The 24,465-nt window shown below is 48.3% G+C and carries 20 protein-coding genes and 2 pseudogenes; 17 read left to right on the top strand and 5 right to left on the bottom strand.

Going from position 1 to position 24,465, the window contains the following annotated elements; all coding sequences use genetic code 11:
• Positions 1-73: 73 nt before the first annotated feature.
• Positions 74-691, bottom strand: a complete 618-nt coding sequence (locus QMA13_RS25945) for an NAD(P)-dependent oxidoreductase (RefSeq protein ID WP_282936603.1) — start codon at positions 689-691, stop codon at positions 74-76.
• An 812-nt stretch (positions 692-1,503) separates the two neighbouring features.
• Here QMA13_RS25945 and QMA13_RS25940 point away from each other — a divergent pair.
• The 8 genes from QMA13_RS25940 to QMA13_RS25905 all read left to right on the top strand — a co-directional run bounded on the left by QMA13_RS25940 (position 1,504) and on the right by QMA13_RS25905 (position 8,652).
• Positions 1,504-1,662 carry a hypothetical protein gene (locus QMA13_RS25940; RefSeq protein WP_282936602.1) on the top strand — a complete coding sequence of 53 codons (159 nt, stop codon included), beginning with the start codon at positions 1,504-1,506 and terminating at the stop codon, positions 1,660-1,662.
• A 154-nt stretch (positions 1,663-1,816) separates the two neighbouring features.
• Positions 1,817-2,467, top strand: coding sequence for a peroxiredoxin-like family protein (locus QMA13_RS25935; RefSeq protein WP_282936601.1), 651 nt, complete (start codon positions 1,817-1,819; stop codon positions 2,465-2,467).
• A gap of 66 nt (positions 2,468-2,533) precedes the next feature.
• Positions 2,534-3,247 carry a cytochrome c biogenesis CcdA family protein gene (locus QMA13_RS25930; RefSeq protein WP_282936600.1) on the top strand — a complete coding sequence of 238 codons (714 nt, stop codon included), beginning with the start codon at positions 2,534-2,536 and terminating at the stop codon, positions 3,245-3,247.
• A 22-nt stretch (positions 3,248-3,269) separates the two neighbouring features.
• The gene (locus QMA13_RS25925) at positions 3,270-3,821 is read left to right on the top strand and encodes a TlpA family protein disulfide reductase (protein ID WP_282936599.1); all 552 of its coding nucleotides are present in this window, start codon (positions 3,270-3,272) and stop codon (positions 3,819-3,821) included.
• 30 nt (positions 3,822-3,851) lie between these two features.
• Complete coding sequence (gene msrB, locus QMA13_RS25920; protein ID WP_282936598.1) at positions 3,852-4,976, top strand: peptide-methionine (R)-S-oxide reductase MsrB; 1,125 nt, start codon at positions 3,852-3,854, stop codon at positions 4,974-4,976.
• Positions 4,977-4,998: 22 nt separating this feature from the next.
• Positions 4,999-5,778, top strand: coding sequence for a response regulator transcription factor (locus tag QMA13_RS25915; protein ID WP_282936597.1), 780 nt, complete (start codon positions 4,999-5,001; stop codon positions 5,776-5,778).
• Positions 5,778-7,529 carry a sensor histidine kinase gene (locus tag QMA13_RS25910; protein WP_282936596.1) on the top strand — a complete coding sequence of 584 codons (1,752 nt, stop codon included), beginning with the start codon at positions 5,778-5,780 and terminating at the stop codon, positions 7,527-7,529. Before QMA13_RS25915 ends, QMA13_RS25910 begins: the two co-directional genes overlap by 1 nt.
• Before the next feature lie 196 nt (positions 7,530-7,725).
• Positions 7,726-8,652 carry a ketopantoate reductase family protein gene (locus QMA13_RS25905; protein ID WP_282936595.1) on the top strand — a complete coding sequence of 309 codons (927 nt, stop codon included), beginning with the start codon at positions 7,726-7,728 and terminating at the stop codon, positions 8,650-8,652.
• 291 nt (positions 8,653-8,943) lie between these two features.
• On the opposite strand, the gene QMA13_RS25900 is transcribed toward QMA13_RS25905, so the two are convergent.
• A complete protein-coding gene (locus tag QMA13_RS25900; protein ID WP_282936594.1) occupies positions 8,944-9,792 on the bottom strand; it encodes an NAD-dependent epimerase/dehydratase family protein in 849 nt (282 codons plus the stop codon).
• Between the two features lie 116 nt (positions 9,793-9,908).
• Between QMA13_RS25900 and QMA13_RS25895 the strand changes: the two genes are divergently transcribed.
• A complete protein-coding gene (locus QMA13_RS25895; RefSeq protein WP_282936593.1) occupies positions 9,909-10,742 on the top strand; it encodes a helix-turn-helix transcriptional regulator in 834 nt (277 codons plus the stop codon).
• A 381-nt stretch (positions 10,743-11,123) separates the two neighbouring features.
• Here the strand turns inward: QMA13_RS25895 and QMA13_RS25890 are convergent, their stop codons facing one another.
• Complete coding sequence (locus QMA13_RS25890) at positions 11,124-11,405, bottom strand: hypothetical protein (protein ID WP_282936592.1); 282 nt, start codon at positions 11,403-11,405, stop codon at positions 11,124-11,126.
• Positions 11,406-11,688: 283 nt separating this feature from the next.
• On the opposite strand from QMA13_RS25890, the gene QMA13_RS25885 reads away from it, so the two are divergent.
• Entirely contained in the window at positions 11,689-13,038 is a 1,350-nt protein-coding gene (locus QMA13_RS25885; RefSeq protein ID WP_282936591.1) for an ABC transporter substrate-binding protein, read from the top strand.
• A gap of 90 nt (positions 13,039-13,128) precedes the next feature.
• Here QMA13_RS25885 and QMA13_RS25880 read toward each other — a convergent pair whose 3' ends face one another.
• Complete coding sequence (locus QMA13_RS25880; protein ID WP_282936590.1) at positions 13,129-13,971, bottom strand: helix-turn-helix transcriptional regulator; 843 nt, start codon at positions 13,969-13,971, stop codon at positions 13,129-13,131.
• A 187-nt stretch (positions 13,972-14,158) separates the two neighbouring features.
• On the opposite strand from QMA13_RS25880, the gene QMA13_RS25875 reads away from it, so the two are divergent.
• From QMA13_RS25875 to QMA13_RS25860, 4 genes are all read left to right on the top strand, one after another.
• Complete coding sequence (locus tag QMA13_RS25875) at positions 14,159-14,938, top strand: alpha/beta hydrolase (protein WP_282936589.1); 780 nt, start codon at positions 14,159-14,161, stop codon at positions 14,936-14,938.
• A complete protein-coding gene (locus QMA13_RS25870) occupies positions 14,838-18,752 on the top strand; it encodes a polysaccharide lyase family 8 super-sandwich domain-containing protein (RefSeq protein ID WP_282936588.1) in 3,915 nt (1,304 codons plus the stop codon). The genes QMA13_RS25875 and QMA13_RS25870 overlap by 101 nt, the downstream gene beginning before the upstream one ends.
• A gap of 68 nt (positions 18,753-18,820) precedes the next feature.
• Complete coding sequence (locus tag QMA13_RS25865) at positions 18,821-19,534, top strand: CBM96 family carbohydrate-binding protein (protein ID WP_282936587.1); 714 nt, start codon at positions 18,821-18,823, stop codon at positions 19,532-19,534.
• 217 nt (positions 19,535-19,751) lie between these two features.
• On the top strand, positions 19,752-21,101 hold the full coding sequence (locus QMA13_RS25860; RefSeq protein ID WP_282936586.1) for an FAD-dependent oxidoreductase: 1,350 nt from the start codon (positions 19,752-19,754) through the stop codon (positions 21,099-21,101).
• Positions 21,102-21,345: 244 nt separating this feature from the next.
• Here the strand turns inward: QMA13_RS25860 and QMA13_RS25855 are convergent.
• Positions 21,346-22,331 (bottom strand): annotated as a pseudogene (locus tag QMA13_RS25855) (IS110 family RNA-guided transposase); the annotation flags it as partial.
• An 82-nt stretch (positions 22,332-22,413) separates the two neighbouring features.
• Here QMA13_RS25855 and QMA13_RS25850 point away from each other — a divergent pair.
• From QMA13_RS25850 to QMA13_RS25840, 3 genes and pseudogenes are all read left to right on the top strand, one after another.
• Positions 22,414-22,551: pseudogene (locus QMA13_RS25850) on the top strand (stalk domain-containing protein); the annotation flags it as partial.
• A gap of 212 nt (positions 22,552-22,763) precedes the next feature.
• Positions 22,764-23,333, top strand: coding sequence for an SF0329 family protein (locus QMA13_RS25845; protein WP_282936585.1), 570 nt, complete (start codon positions 22,764-22,766; stop codon positions 23,331-23,333).
• A 351-nt stretch (positions 23,334-23,684) separates the two neighbouring features.
• Positions 23,685-23,858 (top strand): hypothetical protein, encoded by a 174-nt coding sequence (locus QMA13_RS25840; RefSeq protein ID WP_282936584.1) that lies wholly within the window; start codon positions 23,685-23,687, stop codon positions 23,856-23,858.
• Positions 23,859-24,465: the final 607 nt, after the last annotated feature.

Genomic DNA, 24,465 nt, shown 5'->3' with positions numbered 1-24,465 from the left:
AGGGTCTGCAAAATATTCGGGCAGCGGGTGAGGTGTAATCCACCGAAAAATAAAGTCTGCTACTGGTATCATTTTAGTAGGCAATACCCACACGTGATTTTATAAAATCGCTACTTTGTATCTGGGTATATGTAAATTCTGCAGTATCCGACACGGATATTTCAACTCCACCTTCGGGCAAAAAATTACGGTCTACACGATACTTACCTACACTCTCTCCAGCGGGTAGATACGTAGGACAGACAATAGTCCATTCGAGTGTTGATTGTTTTAGCATATCGTAAACTTTATGATGTTCTTTGGCTGCACGGACTGAATTACGCTTAGATTCACTTGACTGATAACGCAGTGATGGCGTGGTTCTACTTTGCAAGATACCAGCAGTGCCTATAGTTATAATACGTTGTATACCTTCGCTTAGCATTGCTTCGATAATTAGTGGCATACTTTCTGATAGAGTAGTTGTCCCATCAGTATTTAGTGCACTAATAACTACATCAATCCCATGTGTTGCACGCACGATATCATCTTTATTCAAAACATTACCTTGAATAATAGTTAAATTTTCATTATTTATTTGAATCTTCTCAGGAGTGCGAACTAATACAGTTACATGATGTTTGTCGTGATGGGCATATGTAACAATTTTCCTCCCAACTCGTCCAGTTGCACCTAAAATTAAAATATTCATGAACGAACCTCCTCGTGCGCGATACAAACATTACTTTATACTTAAAAGTTATTATATCGTCTTTTTCAACTAATGGGGCTTTTGTTCAATAAGCTCGTAATGGTTTTAACAATTCTAGAATAAAATAAAAAAATGGCTCTTTTTGCATTCTTTGCGAAAGATCCATTTTTCTTTTTTCTCCATTCTTTGGTTTTTCGACGGGTAGATTAGTGCCGAAAGTAAAGTAGAGATTGCCTTACATTTGGATACAAATAATAAAAGTTATCATGCTATCGATTCATTATAAGCTGCACCACACCCCATGTATCAAACAATTATGGATAGCCGAAGTAAAGAAAACCCCCGTCTGAAACAAACGGGAGTTCGATAATCAAAATATACGTTCGCGTCTAAGAACAAGAACGTTGCTTCTTTCGGTGATGATGACAAATCCGTTTCTTAAGAGACAATGGATAGCTGGGATCAAGGTAGATCCTACTCGCAAGAATTGATCGCAAGGATTAGCGCTTCCTATGATGCATACTCCAGTTATCCTATTATCTATAAATCTAATAGTAACAACATCTGGAGAAGTGGTAGATGAGCATGAACACATACTTATCACCTCCTTGAGTTTTACTATAATAGATTCATTTTTGATAGATTAGGAAACGGACAATCATGGAAAAACCAAAATAATGGGATAACCAAGGTTTATACCACGGCAGTCGGCTTTTTCATGTTTGCTTTCTTTCTAGCGTTCGCCAATACAGACCTTCACAACCTTTTATCAGAATCATATACAGGTAGAAATAATGGGGCTTGCGGGGAGTGTGAACGGGTTTATAGAGGCTCTTCTGATCCTGCTTACGACTGGCGCAGTATGTATTGCCTCTGAGCTGTTCTCAGTTAGGGTGGTTGTGATGGCAAATGTTCTTGGGATGGTATTGTTGGGAGGCTTATTATGTACATTCATTTTGCAGCGCTTATGAGCCAATCGAGACCAACCCATCTCAAAAACCTGATGATTTTAGAGAAAGTGCTGATGAGCTTGGATGTTAAAGGGCTTCGAATTCCTCTACACTGTGACTATAGGGTAAGACTATCCCCTGTAAGTAGAAGAGGATGTGAAAGGAGAACGAGCTCATGACGAACAGCAATCTAAATAGCCGGCTTAACCAAGCGAAGCAGGCATTCATAGCAAGTACCCCGGCCGAGGTGCATGAGGAGATGTTCCGCACGATCCGTGAGCTTCAGCAGTCGGGACTGGCGAGCGGACAGCCGGTCGGCTCCAAGGTGAAGGATTTCAGCCTGAAGAATGTGCTCGGCCAGAACATTTCCTTATATGAGGAGCTGGCCAAGGGCCCTGTGGTTCTGACCTTTTACCGCGGGGCTTGGTGCCCTTACTGCAATCTTCAGCTTCGCACGTATGAGGAGATGTTGCCCGAGATTCATGCACTGGGCGGACAATTGCTGGCGATCAGCGCGCAAACCCCCGACCATTCCCTGAGTCAGGTGGAGAAAGAGCAGCTTAGCTTTCAAGTGCTGAGCGACACGAACGGGCTGCTGGCCGCGAGATTCAACCTGCTCTACGATGTGCCGGATTCTCTCCGCGAGCTATATCTGAGCTTCGGGATCGATCTGGCGGAGTATAACGCGACGGACCGATGGATGTTGCCAGTTCCGGCGACTTTCATGATCGATGAGAGTGCCGTCATCCGCTCAGCATACGTCAATCCGGACTTCATGCAGCGGTTGGAGCCCGAAGATATTCTTCGCGAGCTGAGACAGCTATAGCTTGAATCGAATGTAGAAGTATCCCTTGACGTATGAACCTATGAACCAACCGGAGGTGAAACGCTTATGACTGAATCGATTTATGCAGGAAGCGTATTTGCTGCAGGTGTGCTGTCCTTCTTCTCGCCGTGCATTCTGCCGCTGCTGCCCGTCTACTTGGCCTATCTTGGCAGCGCGGAGCCGGGAGGCCGCGCGGAAGGCCGTACGCCCGGAGGGATGAAGGTCTCGCTGGTGCTGGTCGGCCGAACGCTGATCTTCATGTTTGGCCTGTCCACGGTTTTCGTCCTGCTCGGCTTCGGTGCCGGCTCGCTGGGCGGCGTCGTGAGCAGTCCGCTGTTCATGACCGTGTGCGGCGGCATCGTGGTGCTGTTCGGTCTGTACCAGACAGGCCTGTTCAAGCTTCAGGCGCTGGAGCGGGAGAAGCGTGTGACAGTTGACCTGCAGAACAGACGCGGACTGTGGGGAGCGTTCCTGCTTGGGTTAACGTTCAGCTTCGGGTGGACGCCCTGCATCGGTCCGGTGCTTGCTGCTGTCATCAGCTTGTCGGCTACCGGAGGCTCTGCTGCCCAGGGAGCCTCGTACATGCTAATCTACACACTAGGTCTGGCGATTCCTTTCTTGATCATTGCGCTGTTCTCCGAGGCGTTGCTGACCCGGGTCCGCCATGTGTATAAGCATATGAAGACGCTGAAGATCGTCTCCGGCGCTGTACTGATTGTGATGGGCCTCTTGCTCATCACCAATAAGCTCAATACGATTACGGCCTATTTTCAATTCTAATACGGAGAAGGAGGAAGACCGAATGAGAATGAACAAGCTGACGTGGCTGGTAAGCGCTGTAGTCGTCGTACTGCTGGGAGTTTTGCTGCTAGGAGCCCAGGGCGCCGGACAGGAAGGCGCGAAGGCCGCCGGGAACGGAGCGGCGAAGAATGCCGGACAGCCGGCGCCGCAATTTCAATTGAAGGATTTGAAGGGTAACCCGGTATCACTAGCGGACTTCAAGGGCCAGAAGGTGTATGTGAAGTTCTGGGCATCCTGGTGTCCAATCTGCCTGGCGGGGCTGGATGAGCTGAACCAGCTATCCGGTCAGCAGCATGATTACAAGGTGCTCACCATCGTCAGTCCTGATTTTAATGGCGAGCAGCCGGAAGCGGATTTCGTGAAGTGGTTCTCCAAGCGCGGCTTCGACAATATTCCCGTCCTGCTGGATACAGGTGGGGCGTGGACCAAGCAGTTCGGGGTCAGAGGTTATCCGTCCTCTTATTATATCGGCTCCGACGGGATTCTTGTGAAAGCAGTTCCAGGACATAATACCAATGAAGTGATCGACCAGACCTTTCAATCTATTCATTAACTAATTACTGGTTATCAAGGAGGCAAATCCATGAAACAACTAGGCTTGTTTTTCACGCTGCTGCTTCTGCTGGTCGTTACGGCCTGCTCCTCCTATAATGGAATAAACGGCAGCGTGGGGGCTTTTACCGCTCTAGGCAGTGAATCTACGGCGACGACCGCGTCGCTGCCTAACCCGAACAAAGCGCTCGATTTTTCCGCCAGTCATCTGCAGACGATTTATTTGGCCGGAGGGTGCTTCTGGGGGATGGAGGCTTATATGTCTCGCATCTACGGAGTGAGCGACGTCGTCTCCGGTTATGCCAATGGCACCGGTGCGAACCCGACCTATGAAGATGTGGTGCGCGGCGACCGGGGCTTCGCCGAGACTGTGAAGGTCACCTACGATCCGGCCCGCGTATCCCTGGCAGATCTGCTGACCGATTATTTCAAGGTCATCGATCCGACCAGCGTCAACAAGCAAGGTAATGACCGGGGGATTCAATACCGGACCGGCATCTATTATGAACGGGAGCAGGATCTGCCCGTGATCCAGGCAGCGGTAGAGGCGGTACAGAAGCAATATGACAAACCGGTGGTGACCGAGGTGAGGACGATTAGTAATTACTACCTCGCGGAAGAATATCACCAGGATTATCTGGAGAAAAATCCATACGGATACTGCCATATCGATCTGAATGTATTAAAGGATCAAGTGATCCATATCGATCCTGCGAAGTACCCGAAGCCAAGCGAGGCGGAGCTTAAGCAGAAGCTTACAAAGGAGCAATATCAGGTAGCCGTCAAGAACGATACGGAACATGCCTTCTCCAATGCTTACTGGGATAACTTCGAGTCTGGCCTGTATGTGGATGTCGCGACCGGGGAGCCACTATTCTCCAGCGCCGACAAGTACGATGCCGGTTGCGGCTGGCCCAGCTTCACGAAGCCGATCGCGCCTGAGGTTGTGAAGGAGAAGGAGGACAACAGCTACGGGCTGAAGCGCACCGAGGTTCGCAGCCGTGCTGGCGACATTCACCTGGGCCACGTATTCGACGACGGTCCTGCCGACAAGGGCGGCAAGCGGTACTGCATCAACAGCGCGTCCATCCGGTTCGTTCCTGTGGCGGATATGGAGAAAGAGGGCTACGGAGATTTGATTCAAGTGATAAAATGAAGCTAGAGGGAGTTAGCGCGCTATGTATAAACTGCTGCTCGTCGAAGACGAGGACTTGATCCGCAAGGGCATCAGGCGGTTCGTACCGTTTGAGGAGCTGCATATTCATGAGATCTATGAGGCGACCAATGGGGAGGAAGGCCTGCGGATATTCGGGGAGCAGCTGCCGGATCTGGTCCTGCTCGACATCAACATGCCGCGGATGAACGGACTGGATTTTGCAGTCCAGATCAAAGCTATGAAGCCCGAGGTCAAAATCGCCGTCATCACAGGCTATGATTATTACGATTATGCGGTAGCCTCGCTGAAAATAGGCATTGATGATTACGTGCTCAAGCCGGTCTCACGCAGCGATGTGTTCGAGGTACTGAACAAGCTGGTGCAGAAGCTGAAGGACGAGAGTCAGCGGACGGAGCTGCTGGCCCTGCTGAGAACTATGCAGACGCATACGGCGGGAGCTGCAGCTCCGGGCGAGCCGGATCACGAGAAGAAGCTGGTTCAGCAGGTGATCGAGGCCCATCTGGCGAACCCGGAATTCTCACTGGTGCTGCTGGCCGAGCAGATGGGCTTTAGTCCGGGCTATATGAGCACTTTATTCAAGAAGCTGTTCAATGTCCCCTTCCAGGATTATATCGCCTCGATCCGGATGGAGCGCGCCAAGCTGCAGCTGCTCGCGTCAGACAAGAAAGTCTATGAAATCTCAGCGGAGGTAGGCTTCGACAACCCGAATTATTTCAGCTCCTCGTTCAAGAAGAAGTTCGGCTTGTCGCCCCTGCAATACCGCGAAAGGATAAAAGAGTGATGAAGCCGTTCTTCCGCTCACTACAGTTCCGCATCTCCTGGATTTACTTCGCAATCAGCGTTCTACTGCTGGGCACCACCGGAAGTGTGCTGTATGCGGGCATTTCCCGGGTCGTCATGAGCGAATCCGTCGAATCAAACCAGATGGCCATCGCTAAGGGTGGCACATATGTGGAGATGTACATCGACCGGCTGAAGGTACTGTCTACAATGCTAGCACGCAACCCCCAGACGATCCGGACGCTGGAGGCCAAGGACCAGGCCGGGGAGCGGGATGTGCTGAAGGTGATCGACAGCGTGTTGGTCTCCGATCCATTCATCCAGTCGGTCATCGTCATCGGTAAGGACGGGTATATGCTGTCCAACGAGCAGAAGCTGAACATGACGCGCTCCTCGGACATGATGCAGGAGCCATGGTATGCCGCTGCGATTCGCAGCAGCAATCCGGTGCTGACCTCGGCGCGGATGCAGAAGTTCTCGATGGATAAGAACAACTGGGTCATCTCGATGAGCCAAGAAATCCGAGACAACCGGGGCCGTAATCTCGGCGTCGTGCTGCTCGATATCAAGTACAAGGGGCTTGAGGATTATCTGAACGATCTGGACTTGGGCAGCAGCGGGTATGTGTATATCATTAACAGCCAGAATGAACTGGTGTATCACAAGGACGTTTCTTATTTTGTCGACAGTGCCAAAAAAGAACAGCTGATCGCAATGAGCCGGCAGTCCGAAGGCTATAATCCGAAGCAAAACCGGCTGGTGTACCAGATGCCGCTCAAGGGCTCGGACTGGACGCTAGTTGGGGTCAGCTCCCTGGACGGCCTGCAGCAGATCCGCGCACAGCTGCTAAGGTCCTTTATCATGGTCGGAGCGGCGGTCCTGTTGCTGATTCTGCTGGCCTCGCCCTGGATCGCCAAGAGCATGACCCGTCCGGTGCAGCGGCTTGAGCAGGCCATGCAGCAGGTCGAAAGCGGACGGCTGGCGATCCGCGTGCCAGAGACAGGGGTTACCGAACTGCAGGGACTCGCCCGGCACTTCAACTCCATGGTGCTGGAAATCCGCCAGCTGATGGAAGACAAGGAGACGCGGGAGCGCTCGCTGCGACTGCACGAGCTGAGTGTGCTGCACAGTCAGATCAATCCTCACTTTCTGTACAACACGCTGGATACGATCGTGTGGATGGCCGAGTTCCAGGATACGGACCGGGTGATCTCAACGACCAAGGCGCTCGCCGAGTTCTTCCAGTTATCGCTAAGCGGAGGCAGCGAATATACGACGATTGAGAAGGAGATGACCCACGTCTCCCAATATTTATTTATCCAGAAGGAGCGCTATGGGGATAAGCTGAATTATGAGCTGAGCTTCGACCCCTCTCTGGTGGACGAGGTGATCCCTAAGATCATTCTCCAGCCGCTGGCGGAAAATGCAATCTACCACGGGATCCGTGAAAAGGACGGACCGGGACATCTGGAGATCCGATGCAGCCGGGCGGACGATGGGAGCATTCAATTTGTCGTCAGCGATGACGGAGTCGGGTTTAATCCTGCCCGTCTTGCCAGTGATCCGGGTTTCCTGCAGCAGCCCGATTCCGATTCGAGAAGGACCAAGCTGGGTGGGATCGGCATTCACAATGTGGATGCGCGGCTCAAGCTGTACTACGGATCGGATTATGGGGTCACCCTCACCTCGAGCCCCGGACAGGGCACGGAGGTGCGGATTCGGATTCCTGAAGTAAGATTGAGGGGGCAATAGAGCCCACCGCTAGGTTGGGTTCTGAGAGGGAGCACTCAGCGTCTAGAGCCATATATAGCACAGCAAAATCAATCTGGATAAAGAATGGGTTTGAACATTTAAATAGTGAGGAAATCTGCCGCGTTAGGGGCATGGACGTCTAAGAACGTGTAAGTAACCAAGAGAAATATTAATTTATAGTGGGAGGAAGATCGGTATGCACACGGTTATATTCGGTGCAGGCGCTGTTGGTGGGTATTTTGGAGGTAAATTAGCTAGGGCTGGTTTTCCAGTCACTTTTTTAGTACGTAAAAGACGCTTCGAGCAATTGAAAAATCGCGGTCTAATAATTTCCAGTTTTCATGGCGATTTTACTATTAATCCTCATTTAGTGGTAGAAAGTAAGGAAATCGAGAATCCGGAGCTCGTCATTTTAGCACTAAAAAACTATCATTTAGAGGAGGCCCTCCCACAATTAGAGGTTCTTATTTCAAATGGTGCTACAATATTGCCATTGCTTAATGGTGTTCAACATATGGATACATTAACGGACCGTTTTGGAGAAGAAAATATTTTGGGAGGGGTTTGCTACATAGAATCCACTCTTAATGAAGAAGGAAATATTGTTCAAACAAGCCCTATGCATGATATTGTCTTTGGTTCATTAAGAGAAGGGCAGTCGGAATTTACAAGCAAGATTGTTAACATGTTAAAGAAATCGGAATTAAATGTCTTGCAAACGGATAATATCATTAGTGAAATGTGGAAGAAATTTATTTTATTGACCACATTAAGCGGAATTACCTCGGCGACCCGTCAGCCAATCGGAGTTGCCAGGAATGACCTCGTAACGAGAGCGTTATTGGTGGATTTCATACATGAAATATATCAAATTGCTATTACTCATAAAGTTCCATTACCAGAGGATACGGTGGAAAGAATAATCAAAAAGGTAGAAGATCTTCCTCCAGCAATGACCTCCTCCATGCATCGTGATCTAGAAAAAGGACTGCCCATTGAAGTTGAAAGCTTGCAGGGATATGTCTTGGAACTGGCTAATAAACATGAAATTCAAATACCGGTTAGTCGTGCAATCTATTCACTTCTTCATCCCTTTTTAAATGGAACACCTCAATTACAATAACACTTCGGTGGGGACATAGCAGAGGATTCTTGTTATTTATCAGAACAGATTCTTGTCATCCGACAATTGTCGGGTGACAAGAACATAGTCTCATTAATTGCTGCGTAAATTGCGGCTTTTTTATGTTATGAGATCAATTTCTTGTCAAAATCCAATGACAAGAAATTGATCCCATTCCCGACGAACGTATTCTTGTACGCTTAAATTATGATTATGCTGGGTGAACCGTATCATAAATAACGGCAAGTTTTAATCATATGTGATTCACACTGAGAATCTCACGGACGTTTATTACAAACCACCAGCATCTCTTGCTGTGTAGAATGAGGGGAATATCGGACGATAATTTAACTCATCTCTAATTCGGGTCGTGTCTACGATCATATCAAAAGGGTTAAACTCATTCTGCGAGATTTCTGCCGTGTATTGACGGGAATGCCCGTGAAACTGAATCAACTCGGCAACGGAGATGGGAGCATCGTCGGCAACATTATAGACGCGACCATCTATGCCCGGAGTGGAGGCAGCGAGCAGTAACGCTCGGCATACATCCGCATGATGCACCATATGGAGTCGTTTGGCTGGATTCCACGTACTCATGATAGGGAGAAATTCGTTAATATGGGGATCTCCTTCTCCATAGACGAATGCAAGGCGTACGATTCGTAGCCCCAATCCCTGCTCAACGTGAAGTTGGACCAGCGCTTCTTCGGCAGTCGCTTTGGTTTGAGGGTACAGGAATGCAGGCTGCAAGTTGTCATCTTCCCGGCTTGGTCTCAACTGGCCATCGGAACCGTATACCAGATTGGTGCTGGCAAACACAAAGCGCGGAACTTTCGCCTTTATTGCGGCGTTCGCTAAAGCAATGGTAGCATGGATATTCGAACTTTTTGCCGTTGCCTCATCTACACCTCGGAACTGGGCAGCAAGGTGTATGACGACATCCATGTTACGTAGCGCTTCCTCAAGTTTTTCTGCCTGCATCAGATTTCCTGCGACAATCTCGGCACCTTGCAGCGGATATGATTCCGCCTTCGCGGCATCTCGAATTAATACTTTAACGTGATGACCACGCTGCAACAATCTGGGGACCAAACGACTCCCAATTTTACCTGTGGCCCCGGTGACGAAAATATTCATTCTAATTCCTCCTTTGATTTTCTGGTGCTATAGTAGAAGAATAGCGTATTACGGAATCCATTGCCTTCCTGCGTTTATCGTATGATTGGCAGTGTCAGGATAAGGGGAGATCTTCAGTGGATGAGATCAGTTCAAACATATCGTTAGGGGAATTTTTACGGGCTCGCCGAAAACGTCTTACTCCGGAGGAAGTGGGGCTGCCTTCATACGGTCGGCGCCGGACACCGGGACTTAGGCGGGAAGAAGTGGCCCAGCTTGCCCACATTGGCACATCTTGGTATACCTCGTTAGAACAGGATCGCGATGTAAGCCCGTCGGTGGAAGTGCTGAATAGCTTGGCGGTTGCGTTGCGATTGACCGTAGACGAACGCCGTTATCTTTATATGCTTGCAAAACCTAAGGAATCGAGGGAAGAAAAGAGTCTGGAAGTAAGTATCGGAATTGAGAGGATGGTCAGGTCACTTGAACCAAACCCTGCAGTCATATTGGGGAGAGGTTGGGATTTACTCATGTGGAACAAGGCGGCTGAGTTGGTATTTCGATTACCGGCATTCTCTAAGGAAGTATTGGGTCGCCCCAATTGGATGAGGCGCTTTTTGACGGATTCTTCGCTTAGAGCGAACAATACAGATTGGGGAGCCAAAGCGCAGGTGATGATTGCTCGGTTTCGTGCGGATTATGCGCACAACCCTAATGATATAAGATTTAAAGAGCTTATTAAGGAATTTATGCATATCAGCGAGCTGTTCCGCGAGACCTGGCCAAGGCATGATGTTCAAATCGCAGCCGACTGTCATAAACATTGGAACGACCCTCGTATCGGTGAGATGGAGTTTGAACATTTGGTTTTGCAGCAACCAAACGTACCGGAGATGAAGATCATGATCTATACCGCGTCAACGGATACGGCTGTGCGTTTGCAAGAACTACTTGGCACCTGGGGACAATGAGAAGTGATGGAAACTTGCCGTTACTGACAGCGCGGAGAACCGTATCACAGTAAATCATTACGCTAATGGGTACGATACTTGAGGAACTTGCCCCCGCCGGCAGTTCTTTTTTTTGACCATTGAAGTAACGGGCAGGTTACTTTAAATGGGTATTAGTAGTAAAATTAGTTAAATGGAGGAGGCTACGATCATGATCAGGAGGGATCTTTCTTGAACTAGGCTTCTGGTGGGATACGGGATTATGTTAGGTTTAGGCATGGCGCTTGCAAGCACAGTAACGCTAACTATAATTTTGTTTCTTTTAAAACATCGATGGTTACTTAAAGTTAAAGAAAAAACTAAAATTGACTAAGCTAACAAATACGATAGCGCAGGAGCTGCTTATAAGCTGCTCCTTTTTGATTTCATTGAAGTAACGGGATGATAACGCAATACAACAGCGCCGAAGTCAGATCGTTCTCGTCTACGAACAGATGCAGCATCGGCTCCCCGTCTCGTCCTCCCCCCGTGCAGATCCGCGCTGTACCTCAGCTCCTGCAGCATATCGAGAGCAAGGCGAGTCTGTCCCTCCTGTTCGAATTGAAAATGTATCGGAGCCGTCATCATCCGCTCAATCCTTTCCCTGCCTGGAATGAATTTCGCAATTAATTTGATCCGATCCACCCCGGCATATTCCAGATCTCGCTAGGTGGATGCTCCATCTGAGAAACATGATTCCATGATGGATACAATCCGGATTACTTAGATGAATAGGCGTTGGCACTTCATAATGGCACAGCCAAAGTTAAGACGCAGCTGTATTTTTGATCCCCATAGTAAAGCATACAACGTGAGGTCTTGCTAAAATGATGACAAGCGGAACGAAAGTGTGGATCTGTGACCGCAACAGACCCAGATCGAGTGGAAGCGATATCAGATCGTTTGACAATGGGGAGGTTAACGTGTAATGAATACAAAAAAACTGAAGGTGGCCGCCGCGTGTATAACTGTGATAGGTCTGCTGTCAGCCTGCGGCAGTGCAAGTGGCGGGGCAAAGGATGTGGGAAGCAGCAGCAAGGAGGGGAACACGTCTTCCGACAGCACTCCGAAATCGTTGGTGGATGAGAAAGTCGATTTGGTTATTTATTGCGAAGGGGGAACGAGCGCGGATAATTTCAACACGACTTACGGTAATGCACTCAAAACCAAGTTCCCGAATTGGACCATTACTTACATTCCACGTTCGACGAACGACAGCCTGGACAAAATGATTACCTCCGGGAGCCAGATCGATATTGTGCTGGACTCCATCGGTTATTTTCCAGACGGAGTGCTAAAAGCTGCTCTACAATCCGATATGACCGAATTGATTAAAAAATACAATGTCGATATGAATCGCTTCGAACCGTCCCTAATTGACGGGATCAAGCTATTCTCGAAGAAAGGCGAGATTTACGGCCTGCCCGTCGCGAACACAGGGCTTGTGCTGTACTACAACAAAGATATCTTTGACAAGTTTGGGGTGACCTACCCGAAGGACGGCATGACTTGGAACGAAGCTATTGACCTTGGTAAAAAGCTCACTCGCCAAGAAAACGGCACGCAGTACCTGGGCCTGGCCGCATCTCAAGGCCATATCATGAAACTGAATCCCTTCTCCCTTCCGAGTGTTGATCCGGAGACAAATAAGTCGACGATCAACTCGCCGAAATACAGCTCTAAGTGGCAAGCAATTTATCAAACGGTATACAAAGCCACGACTGAAGCGCCCGGCTATGCCGACTTCATCAAATCGAACAAAGACAAGGTTCCGTTCAGCGACGAATTCGGAAAAAGCAAAAACGTGGCTATGTTCGGGTTCCTGTCAGGACAATATTGGACAGACATGAATTGGGACGAGGTGTCCATCCCGACGTTCAAGGATTTGCCAGGCGTCGGCGCCCAATCGTACCCAACCTACGCGGCAATTACGTCTATTTCCAAACATAGAGAAGAAGCGATGCAGCTGCTCCAGTATCTCGTGTCCGACGAATTCCAGATGCAATTGTCGAAGACCGGCGGCATGACCTCGTTGAAATCGGAAGACATCAAGAAAGTTATCGGCCAACAAAGTCCGTATCCAGGAAAAAATTACGCTGCCGCTTATTACAACAAATTCGCTCCCATTTCCCAAAAATCGAAATACGACACAACCGCGGAGTCGGGCTATCGCAAGCACATCACAGACTATATTTACGGAACAATGGACCTGAATACCCTATTTCGCACCGCCCAGGAAGATGCAGACAAGGCGCTTGAGCGGGCAATCGCCCAATAAAGGAGAACTTGACCGATGGCAAAAAGGGGAGAGGCATTCAAGGAAAGCCACTCCCCGTTCAGGCGTTACCACTAATCATTGTCCGCTAAATCAGCTAGACAGCTTGGATTTACGGAATTGGTCTGGGGAGCAGCCGACGAGTTGCTTGAATACCCGGCTGAAGTGGGCATGATGCTTGAACCCGGTCTGATAAGATACGTCCGTAATGGTAAGGGTTGGATCCAGGCTCAGTTTTACCTTGGCATGGTTGATTCGCAAATGGGTCAAGTAATGAAAAACCGTCATTCCGGTAACCTCCTTGAACACTTTAGATAAATGATGACGATCTAAGTGAAGATGCTTCCCCAAATCATCCAAATGGAGATCCATGGCATAATGCCTATCTAGGTAGGCCATCACCTGCTGAACGTTGTTCTCCTTGGTGGAGAGTACCGGAGAAGATACCGAATCGGGAAGATCGCAAAGCTCGTAAAGGAGCAGAAAAAAATCGAGCAAACTCACGTGGAACCGGTGCTTCTCGATCGGATCGGCGGCATGCTGCATCCGCTCAAGCTTCTGAAGTATGGCCTCAAATTCCTCGCGCATTTGCCCCTTCAAGGAGAAGCGGTAATGCTTGATGCATGAAAACGGTTGCAATATATTTATGAAGAAAGCCCTCGGAATCCAGCTATGCAAATAGTCCGGATTGAAATGAACGATGGTCCTTTCGTATCCGTAAGCCGGATTGATATTGGCACTGTGCCATGTCAAACCGTTCATGAGAATCAAGTCGCCGGGCTCCAGCGCATAAAATTGACTGCCGATGATGAAGTTGCACTTTCCCGAGTGAAAGTAGTAGATTTCATGATCGATATGGGAATGGGGCATATTCACAGGAGGCATGTAGCTGGCATGCCTAATCCGGATCGGCAGCGAGGAATTTAAATACTCCACGGGCATAACAAACACCATCCTTCGTACAAGTTATGTATCCCTATGATAACATAGGTCTCTTGCTCTGACGACAGGTCGAAGGCCTTCTCATTAGCCAGATTAAAGCAACCGAACACGCGGTCTGCTTTGCCGATAGAACAATTGAGGAGCAGTAACCAATTTTACCTAAGGAAGGAAGTATTGCATCTTGTACCATACATGGGAAGTGTGCTATGCCGAATACAACCAAAAGCGCTGCAGGATCGACTTTTTTCTTCCGACTCAGCGGCTGGCCCCGATTAGTTTGCTTTTTATCCATGGTGGAGGCTGGGAGAAAGGAGGGAAGGAGAGTTGGCGGGATGTGGCGGTTTACTTTGCTGAACGCGGCTTTGCAACTGCATCAACGGGGTATCGGCTCGCGCCTGACTATCGGTATCCCGCACAAATAGAGGATGTAAGGCTCGCCATGCAACGGGTGAAACAATGGAACCGTGAGCTTGGCTTGGCGGCGGACAAAGTTGTCGCGATCGGTTCTTCATCCGGGGGCTATCTGGCAGCCATGCTGGCCATGATTACGCCTCATGAGGAACTCGGCGTAACGGAGAAGCTGGTTGACTTGGAGACAAGGCCGTATGGGGTAATCTGCTATTGTCCGGTTACAACACTTGAACTTCGAAGGCCATTCGTGGAGCGCTTTATGGGCGGACCGTTCGAGACGATGCAGCAGGTCTATCTTGAAGCTTCGCCGCTGCATAGAATTCGAGGCGGGGAGCCCCCGTTTCTTCTCCTCCAGGGGGATTGTGATACGACGACATCTTTGGGGGATACGAAGAGATTCCACGAGAGACTGCTTGTCGCGGGTATTTCCTCCCGCTTGGAGGTGCTGCATGGTGTCGGTCATGGTTTTGGCTACGGAGCAAGTACGGAAGCGCAGGGCAAGTCCATCCGCGCCATCGAATCTTTTCTTGATGATCTCGTCAAGAGATAGAGCGCACGCGGCAGGAGATCAGCACGGAGCTTATTTCGTGTTACGGAGCGACCTTCGCTTTAAACTTCAGGCCGGCGGTACCAACGTACGTTTTATTTGTAGGGGAGTGAACGGAAGCCGTTCATCTTCCCTGCTTTATTCGATGATGAAAGTAGGTAGGATGATGAGAAGACAGACGGCAAAAATCGTAAGCGCTTTAGTGATAATGGTACTACTTGCTGGATACCTGCCATTGGCAGGGGAAGGGTTGGTTGCCCGTGCTGAAACGAGTAACGATTTTGATCTGATGAGGTCGAAATGGAAGGAAATTTTGACTGGAGGAGCTTTTAATGATCCGAATGATCCCGATGTCCGCAAGCTAGTTGACTCAACTGCGGCAGCAGCGACAAACAGCAATGGAACCGGTCAGTGGGACACCTTGAATAAATCACCTCAACGCACCAGTCTTTGGGACGATCTGACGAGCACGACCGCATCGGCTCACATAACAAGCAATTATAATCGGATCAAAACGATGGCGAAGGCCTACGGGGTCATCGGATCGCCTTTTTACGGTAATGAAGCACTACGTGATGACATTGTAAGCGCACTGGAATGGATGTACGTGAACCGTTACAACGAAACGAAAACAGCCTACGACAATTGGTGGGATTGGGAATTGGGAACTCCCATGGAATTGAACGATATTATGGTTATCATGTTTGATGCGTTATCCGTTGAGCAGGTCGACAAGTTCTCACGAGCCGTTCTCAAATTTTCCCCTGCCGTCAAGCCAAGCGATACAGGAGCGAACAGAGTGTGGCGATCCACTGTTCTCGGGCTCAGTGGAGTATTGAATCGAGATGAAGATTCAATCGCCGCAGCGCGCGACGGCCTCAGTGATGTATTCCTGTATGTGAACAGTGGGGACGGTTTTTATGAGGATGGTTCATTCATTCAGCATAACAAGCATCCTTATAATGGAGGGTACGGTAAGGCGTTGCTTGGCACAATCGCCAACATCATGTATATGCTGAACGGTTCACCCTGGGAGATCACCGATCCGAATAAGCAAAACGTGTACCGTTGGGTAAAGGATTCATTTGAGCCGCTTATCTATAACGGCGCGTTCATGGACATGGTTCGCGGGCGGGAAGTTTCACGTCTCCAGTCGCAGGATCATGTGATCGGCCATTTAACGATTTCAGCCATCATCCGATTAGCAAAATCTGCTAGTCCAGCTGACAAATTTGACTTTGAACGAATGGCGAAAAAATGGATTTTGAATGACGGCTATCGCAATTATATTGGCAATGCAAATCTGGGCATCATTAGTGAAGCTAAAGCGCTGATCTTTAATCCAGCTATCCCAGCGGGGGATAAGCTATTGTTGAACAAAGTCTTTCCAGCAATGGATCGGGTCGTGCATCATACCGAAGACTTTGCGTTTGGATTAAGCCTATCCTCAAGCCGAACGTTCAAATATGAGTCCATCAACAAGGAGAATCTAAAGGGCTGGTATACATCAGACGGGATGACTTATTTGTATAATGGGGATCAGTCGCAGTACAGCGACGGCTTTTGGGCAACTGTCAATCCTTATCGACTTCCGGGCACTACCGTAGATACTAGAGAACGGCTCGCTCAGACTTCTGCCAATTACGCCGCTTCGAACCTTTGGGCTGGCGGCACGGTGATGGAAGATGTGTATGGCATTGCGGGTCTCGACCTAGATGCTGATGGGAACCAACTGACCGCGAAAAAGTCCTGGTTCATGTTTGATGACGAAATCGTCGCTCTGGGAGCGGGAATTACGAGCAATGAGAATCGGACGATTGAAACCATTGTGGAAAACCGCAAATTGAACCAGACAGGGAATAATGTTCTGACGGTCAACGGAGCGGTTAAATTGGGGACTGAGGGATCTGCTGAAACGATGAGTGGGACGAACTGGGCGCATCTGGCTGGTAAAGCGCCAGACTCGGATATCGGCTATTATTTTCCGGGCAGTGCACAGATCAAGGGATTGCGGGAGAAGCGAACGGGGGCATGGAGTGACATTAATCAAAATACAGGCACTCCTGCGTCGATCACTAATCATTTCCTAAACCTTTGGTTTGACCACGGGGTCAATCCAAATCGGGCGGAGTATGCCTATGTTTTACTGCCGAAGAGAGATGCTGCGCAAACCGCTGCATATAGTGAGAATCCGGATATTCAGATCGTTAAAAATACGGAAGTGGTTCAAGCAGTCCGTGAGAACAAGCTTGGGATCATCGGTGCTAATTTTTGGGCGCCAGGGCGTGTGGAATATTTAAAGACCTACCAGCCCGCCTCTGTCATTGTCAAAGAAGAAGCAGACCAGCTTGTTGTTTCCATATCAGATCCGACACAGGCTCAGGAACAAATCATTGTGGAGCTAAGCAAGGCCGGGACCAGTGTGATCAGTCAAGACCCGTCCATCACGGTGTTAAATATGTCCCCCGTTAAAATTGCTGTGAATACCGCTGGTTCACAAGGCAGCACACACACGATCAGGATTGCTTATGACCCTAGCCTAATGCGTCCGGATAAGAAGCTTTATCCTGTAGCGGATACTTATGTGGATAAAGGCAATCCAAACGCGAGCTTCGGTACATCTCCGTTACTCGCTGTGAATGGTGGTGATCCTGTGCAGGAGACCTTCTTGAGATTCAACCTGGATTCCCTTAGTGGTGAAATCGATGCTGCGGCATTGAAGGTGTACGGAGGTGTATCAGATCCTCAAGGTGTAACTGTGCAGAATGATGTTTATGCAGTGCTGCAGAATGGTTGGACAGAAACTGGTGCAGGAAGTATTGCTTGGCTCAATAGGCCCCAGTTTGGATTGCGGCTTGGGTCCTTTGACGCGAATGAGATCGCTGGGTGGGCTGACGTTAATGTGACCGACTACGTTCGCACACAGCATACGGGTGATCACAAAGCAGGCTTTGCGATCACTCAAAGCAGCCCTGGTCTATACACGACAATCAGCAGCAAAGAGGGAAGCGATCCGGAGGTTCATCCGTATCTGGCCGTTAAGGAATATACGTTCAATGGAGCGCAGCTTGATCGCATTCAGGCTTCTATAGTGGGGCCGGATGTGCTAAGGGTTGGAACGAGTACCAGTCTGACGATTAGCGGGACAAAGGAAGACGGTTCGCCGGCCGACCTGACACAAGCTTCTGTCGCGTACAACAGCAGTGATCCGTCTGCTATATCGGTAGACGGATCAGGGATTGTAACTGCTTTGCGGGCTGGCAGCGGTACTATTACCGTGACGGTGTCAATGAATAGCCGGGTTAAATCGGCGACGGTTCATTTTATTGCAACGACGAATGGATTGGAGACTCAAGAAATTGTTGCTGTAGCCGACAGCTATGTGGACAAAAGCAATCCAAACAACAACTATGGGAGCGCCATGGGATTGCCGGTCACAAGCAACGGTGCAAGCACACGGGAAGCTTACTTCAAGTTTGATTTAAGTCAAGTCCGAGGCAAGGTGCACACTGCCAAGCTAAAGATTTGGGCTACGAATTCGGATGCTAAAGGCGGTATGAAGGAAAATAAAGTGTATCAGACAGGAAACGACTGGAACGAATCAACGATTACTTGGAATAACACTCCTGCCAGGGGGGCTCTTCTGGGTTCAGCTAACATAGATCCGGGATGGAAGTGGCATGAGATTGATGTGACCTCTGCGGTCTATGGTCAAGTGGATCAGACTGGAAACTTCAGTTTCTTGGTGCGCCAAGAGGAGAAGCCCGTTATGTCACCATTTTCAGCAAGGAAAAGACAAGTGAGCGGCCGCATTTAGTACTGCAGACATATAGCTTAGAGGAAGCGCAGCTTGATCGCATTCAGGCTTCTATAGTAGGGCCGGATGTGCTAAAGGTTGGAACGAGCACCAGTCTGACGATTAGCGGGACAAAGGAGGACGGTTCGCCAGCCGACCTGACACAAGCTTCAGTCGCGTACAGCAGCAGCAATCCGTCTGTTATATCGGTAGACGGATCAGGGATTGTAACCGCTTTGCGGGCTGGCAGCGGTACTATTACCGTGATGGTGTCATTGAATAGCCGGGTTAAATCGGCGACGGTTCATTTTATTACAACGACGAATGGATTGGAGACTCAAGAAATCGTTGCTGTAGCCGACAGCTATGTGGACAAAAGCAATCCAAACAACAACTATGGGAGCGCCGTGGGATTGCCGGTCACAAGCAATGGTGCAAGCACACGGGAAGCTTACTTCAAGTTTGATTTAAGTCAAGTCCGAGGCAAGGTGCACACTGCCAAGCTAAAGATTTGGGCTACGAATTCGGATGCTAAAGGCGGTATGAAGGAAAATAAAGTGTATCAGACAGGAAACGACTGGAACGAATCAACGATTACTTGGAATAACACTCCTGCTAGGGGGACTCTTCTGGGTTCAGCTAACATAGATCCGGGCTGGAAGTGGTATGAGATTGATGTGACCTCTGCGTTCTATGGTCAAGTGGATCAGACTGGAAACTTCAGTTTCTTGGTGCGTCAAGAGGAGAAGCCCGTTATGTCACCATTTTCAGCAAGGAAAAGACAAGTGAGCGACCGCATTTAGTACTGCAGACATATAGCTTAGAGGAAGACAAACCTCCTGTTGAAGGCATCAGCGCCCGAGTATCCGGAACTGATAGTGTACAGGTTGGCGAAACGTTCGATGATGTTGAGTATGGGCTGACAGGAGTCGCAGGCAAACAAAAGTTGAGGCATTGGGAAGCGAAAATTCCCTTATAATAGAAATCAGAAAATCGATATAAGGAAGTGCGAGGCTGGATATGAACATTAAACAGACCATAGAAGCGGACATCGTTGTGGTAGGGGGAGGTCCTGCCGGGGTCAATGCGGCAATCGCAGCGGGAAGGAGCGGGGCGAAGACAGTGCTGATCGAGAAATACGGCTTTATCGGCGGTATGTCGACAGCGGCGCTGGTGTACCCTTGGATGACTTTCCATACGATAGACGGGAAGCAGGTCATTAAAGGAATCGCTCAAGAAATCATTGATCGCCTGATGGAATTAAACGCTTCCCCCGGTCACGTAAGGGATACGGTTGGATTCGTGCATACGATAACGCCGTATCACCCGGAGATTTACAAGGTGCTGGCGCACGACATGCTGAAGGAAGCCGGTGTTAAGCTTCTTTTGCATAGCTTCGTAGACCATGTGGAGACTTCTGACGGCCGGATTCATTCGGTGCAGCTGACCTCCAAATCCGGCAGGATCGAAGTGCGCGGCAAAATTTATATTGATACAACCGGAGATGCCGATATAGCCTATTTGGCGGGGGCTCCTTGTGTTCAAGGCCGGGACGTGGATAGGCTGACTCAGCCGATGACGATGAAGTTCCGCATGCGGGGGGTAGATCTTGCACGAGTGAAGCAGTATATGATGGAGCATCCTGATGAGTTTTATAAGAAAACTCCGTTTGAAGAACTGCCTCAACTTCATCTGTCAGGGGTGCTTGGCTATTACAAGCATTGGAAAGCGGCGAACCTGCCGATCAATCGCGATCAAGTGCTGTTCTTTACCGGACCTGCGGACGATGAAGTGCTAGTCAATACGACCCGCGTGCAGGGGCTGGACGGTACGAATGTCGAGGATTTGACCGAAGCCGAGGAGCTCGGACGCAAGCAGGTACTGGCGGTCGCTGACTTTATGCGCAGCAGCCTGCCGGGCTTCGAAAAGGCGTCGATTTCTTCGGTCGGCACCCAGATCGGCATTCGCGAAACACGCCGCATCGACGGCTTATACGCGCTACAGGTAGACGATGTGGTGCAGGGCCGCCGGTTTGACGATGTGATCGCGCGCAGCGGCTATCCGATCGATATCCATGATCCTTCCGGTAAAGGCGTGACGGCTGCATGGGTACAGGGAGACGGCGCCTATGATATCCCTTACCGCTGTTTGCTGCCAAAGCGGGTTCGCAACCTGCTTACAGGCGGCCGCTGCATCTCCACCACGCACGAGGCGCTGGCTACGACGCGCCTAACGCCCAGCTGCATGGCGACCGGCCAGGCTGCGGGCTCGGCTGCGGGACTCGCCGTAAAGCACAACGCGGCGCCGGCCGATATTGACGTTGCAGAGCTGCAGCGCATGCTTGAAGAAGATGGAGCGCTTTTAGACTAACAGCGCTGATTGTTACTGAAGCCATCATCCTCACTATAATGGTGAAGATGACGGCTCTTTTTACTTATAATCAGAGATAAGCTGAATCTTGTAGAACCGCCATCAGTCACGGTTTGTACCCGCCGTAGGTTAGCGCTGAATTACTTTGTAAAACGAATGGTTGCCGAATGAAGTAATACTTCTCTACGTCGGAAGAATGATTTTCGTCAAAAGGGGTTTCCTCCCTATTGGAGGCCACGGGCAACAATCTAGCATGGGGAAGCAACGCATTTCCGTGCGTATCCCACTTAGATCACCAGCCTCACCAAGTATACCAGCAAGACTCGTGGCGTTAACGCCGCGTATTTCAAGCAGCCTCTGAGCATAAGGAATACGTTCAAGAATGAGATGGACCTCATGCTCAATCTGCTCAAGCTGGCTCTGGGCCAGGTCATATTCTTGGAGCAATTGCCCTAAGTGAAGCTTGTAAACGTGAATCCCCTGTGTAGTACCAACACTCGATTTTGCTAGTGAAATGAGCAAATTAGCGCGCTTAATGCCAGAATGACGCTTCACAAATTGCTTCCAACCCTCGAGGATCTGCTCCGTGTTTAATTGACTAATTTCTCTTGGTAAAGGGAAGAGCCGTAATGTTGCGATTGCACTGGTGCATGTAAGGATTTTAAAGACCTGACGCAACTCAGGGAATACAATGTCTACCCAGCGATGAATCTGATTCACGGCACTATTGAGGCGTTTGGTGACCGTTTCACGGTTCGCCATGAGAATACGTAGTTCGTCATAAGCCTCTGAATGAAAACGAACTGGAGAGTAATACCCGTTTTTGATCATATCTGCAATGACAAGCGCGTCTTTACGATCACTTTTGGAAGGTGTATTATCTCGGTTTTCTTTGCTCTTTTTAACAAGATGAGGATTAACCAGAACAGCTTCAATACCTTGGTCAACAAGCCAGCGTGCAAGGCTGAACCAGTAGTGACCGGTTGGTTCCATGCCAACCATGACGCGGCTTAGATTGTAGGTTTTGAGGAGATCTTGGATCCAGCGCTCGAATAGCCTGAACCCCTCACGATGATTACCGAACTCGAGGGGAGTTCCCAGAGCTAACCCTCGAAAGCTGACAGCGCGTGCGACATGGGCCTCTTGGGCGATGTCTACGCCAACGACCAGATGATGAACGGTAATGTTTTCTATGAGTTGATTTTGTTTGTCCTGTGCCTTAAACTTCATGATAGAGCGACCTCCTAGATGGGCTTTTTGAGGCTTTTGACCTCGTGCGTAACCCCATCGTAACGAGGCGCTCGTTTTTTCAGGTGGGTTCAAAAAGGTAAGTATCAATGGTGAAGAAATGGAATTAGATACAGAAATTCAAATAATCAACGGGAGTACTTTTGTTCCTATTAGGCTTGTCAGTGAAGCATTAGGTGCGAAGGTTGTATGGAGTGCCTAATTCATGGAAGGAATTGTTGATCGTAAAGTAGGGTCTTACCTTGAATTCTAACAAATTCTGAAACAACAAAAACGGAGCGCCGCGTGTTCGCGAGCTCCGTTTTCTAATTAATTCTGGAATTTCACATGTCGTCAAGGAGGGGGGGTTATAGTATTATGAGTAATAGAAACTGCCTCAATAGGTAGTTATTAATATAGAACAAGGAGTAGTACATGACCTGGAGCAAATTGAAACAAAATCTGGAGAGTTTTCTCTGTCCTGCGTTATATGGAAGGGTCGAATACCGTGCAACGAGCTACCGTTATTTACCCGATAAAGCAGGGCATTGTTATATTGCAGTAGATAAAAAGAACATACTTAATATGAGTGATACAACTAACTTAATCAGATGGTATCAGACGGAACTGGAGATTAAGAATGATTCAGATATCCAAATTCCTATCAACGATGAAGAAATTGAAGCAGTCAGAAAAGATACCAAGGGGATCGTTCCGGAGGATCGTCTAATAGTAATTGCAAGAAGTAGAAAAAAATCAGAATATGCAAAGGAGCTTTTGTCAGCACAGTCATCATTAAGCAAATCAAATTTTATCGTAATAGCTAATAAGTTTTTATCCATTTCAATAGAGGAAAGCATAGAGAGCAATGATATCCTATTGAATATTCTAGCTTTGGTGGACAGACGAGTTGGAAAAAAGCGAATTTTAAATATGACCGATAAGATGAAGTTAAAGCATCCAATTGTGCAGTATTTTTATGAACTACGGCTTAGTACGTTTTGAAAATAAATTACTCATTCACCTAATAACCAAATAGTTGAGCTATATCATCTTTCTCAGATCACGAAAAAAGAGTTTGATCACCTTAAGATAGGTCAAAAAGGTTTAGTTGTTTACAGAGGAACATTGTTTATCGATTTAATAATTGATAATGATAAAAATGATAAATAGTCTATAATGGATTAGCCTATAAATGCTTCCTTCCGCGTTAAGCGACATGACTAATCAAGTAGGAAATAAAAGAGAAGCTCTATCAAAGAAACCACTCCAAGCAATGAACCGCCCCCCCCCCCCTAAAATAGACATTAGAAAAAACCCCTGGGTTCATCTAAACTATTTTAGGGGGTGTTTGACATGGCAGCAAAAGGACAGAAGCTAAAAACGTACAGCCAAGAGCTGAAGTTAAAAGCTATTCATATGAAGCTAGAAGGAATGACAAAGCGCCAGATTTCAGAAGAGCTTGGGATAGAAGATCATGAGCGTGTGAACATGTTGGCTTCAAGCTGGCAGAATCAGATTCGGATTTGATTTACCAAATGCAACATTTAAATCATTATAAGCTCAACATCTATGATTCTTTTAACGGGCAGAAGAAACTGCTCGCTTCGAAAACGATTCAATGGTTTGAAACAGCGGACTAATCAACAACTTCATCAAACAGAGGAAAGAATGTTCCAAGTAGTTTTTTGAATAGAGCTTGCTTGGGAGGTATTTTTTAAAAGATTGATGTTCCAACGGTGTCACTTCACTGAAGAGATGCGGCGGTTGCAGGCAGCCTAAATCTCGGGATATTGCACGTTTCTGAGGGGAGGGTTGAGCAAACTTTTCAACGCAATTTTATTCATTAATGTACAAAATGGCCGCAAAGTTGTTTAAGAAGCAATTTGGGTAGGAGTTTGTGTAAGAATCGTAATACTCATACGGATGCTTATCAATTCCATGTATTCGGAATAGCAAAGCAAATTCAAACTATTATCGGCATCAGTCGATCACCGGCACACTTTTCGGGCGGATGTCGGGTGACAAGAACATTATCTCATTAGTTGCCCTGTAAATCGCGTTTTTTTATTTTATGGGATCAAGTTCTTGGCAAAACCAAATGACAAGAACTTGATCAAATTCCCGACGAGTCTAT

The sequence above is a fragment of the Paenibacillus sp. RC67 genome (assembly GCF_030020805.1).
Lineage (GTDB): Bacteria > Bacillota > Bacilli > Paenibacillales > NBRC-103111 > Paenibacillus_S.
This window is presented reverse-complemented; position numbering and strand designations above follow the sequence as displayed.

Coding starts and splice junctions, on each gene's coding strand:
- QMA13_RS25915 (WP_282936597.1), top strand. CDS start 4,999: ATGTATAAACTGCTGCTCGTCGAAGACGAGGACTTGATCCGCAAGGGC.
- QMA13_RS25925 (WP_282936599.1), top strand. CDS start 3,270: ATGAGAATGAACAAGCTGACGTGGCTGGTAAGCGCTGTAGTCGTCGTA.
- QMA13_RS25905 (WP_282936595.1), top strand. CDS start 7,726: ATGCACACGGTTATATTCGGTGCAGGCGCTGTTGGTGGGTATTTTGGA.
- QMA13_RS25840 (WP_282936584.1), top strand. CDS start 23,685: ATGGCAGCAAAAGGACAGAAGCTAAAAACGTACAGCCAAGAGCTGAAG.
- QMA13_RS25945 (WP_282936603.1), bottom strand. CDS start 691: ATGAATATTTTAATTTTAGGTGCAACTGGACGAGTTGGGAGGAAAATT.
- QMA13_RS25935 (WP_282936601.1), top strand. CDS start 1,817: ATGACGAACAGCAATCTAAATAGCCGGCTTAACCAAGCGAAGCAGGCA.
- QMA13_RS25930 (WP_282936600.1), top strand. CDS start 2,534: ATGACTGAATCGATTTATGCAGGAAGCGTATTTGCTGCAGGTGTGCTG.
- QMA13_RS25910 (WP_282936596.1), top strand. CDS start 5,778: ATGAAGCCGTTCTTCCGCTCACTACAGTTCCGCATCTCCTGGATTTAC.
- QMA13_RS25860 (WP_282936586.1), top strand. CDS start 19,752: ATGAACATTAAACAGACCATAGAAGCGGACATCGTTGTGGTAGGGGGA.
- QMA13_RS25900 (WP_282936594.1), bottom strand. CDS start 9,792: ATGAATATTTTCGTCACCGGGGCCACAGGTAAAATTGGGAGTCGTTTG.
- QMA13_RS25870 (WP_282936588.1), top strand. CDS start 14,838: ATGGTGTCGGTCATGGTTTTGGCTACGGAGCAAGTACGGAAGCGCAGG.
- msrB (WP_282936598.1), top strand. CDS start 3,852: ATGAAACAACTAGGCTTGTTTTTCACGCTGCTGCTTCTGCTGGTCGTT.
- QMA13_RS25885 (WP_282936591.1), top strand. CDS start 11,689: ATGAATACAAAAAAACTGAAGGTGGCCGCCGCGTGTATAACTGTGATA.
- QMA13_RS25845 (WP_282936585.1), top strand. CDS start 22,764: ATGACCTGGAGCAAATTGAAACAAAATCTGGAGAGTTTTCTCTGTCCT.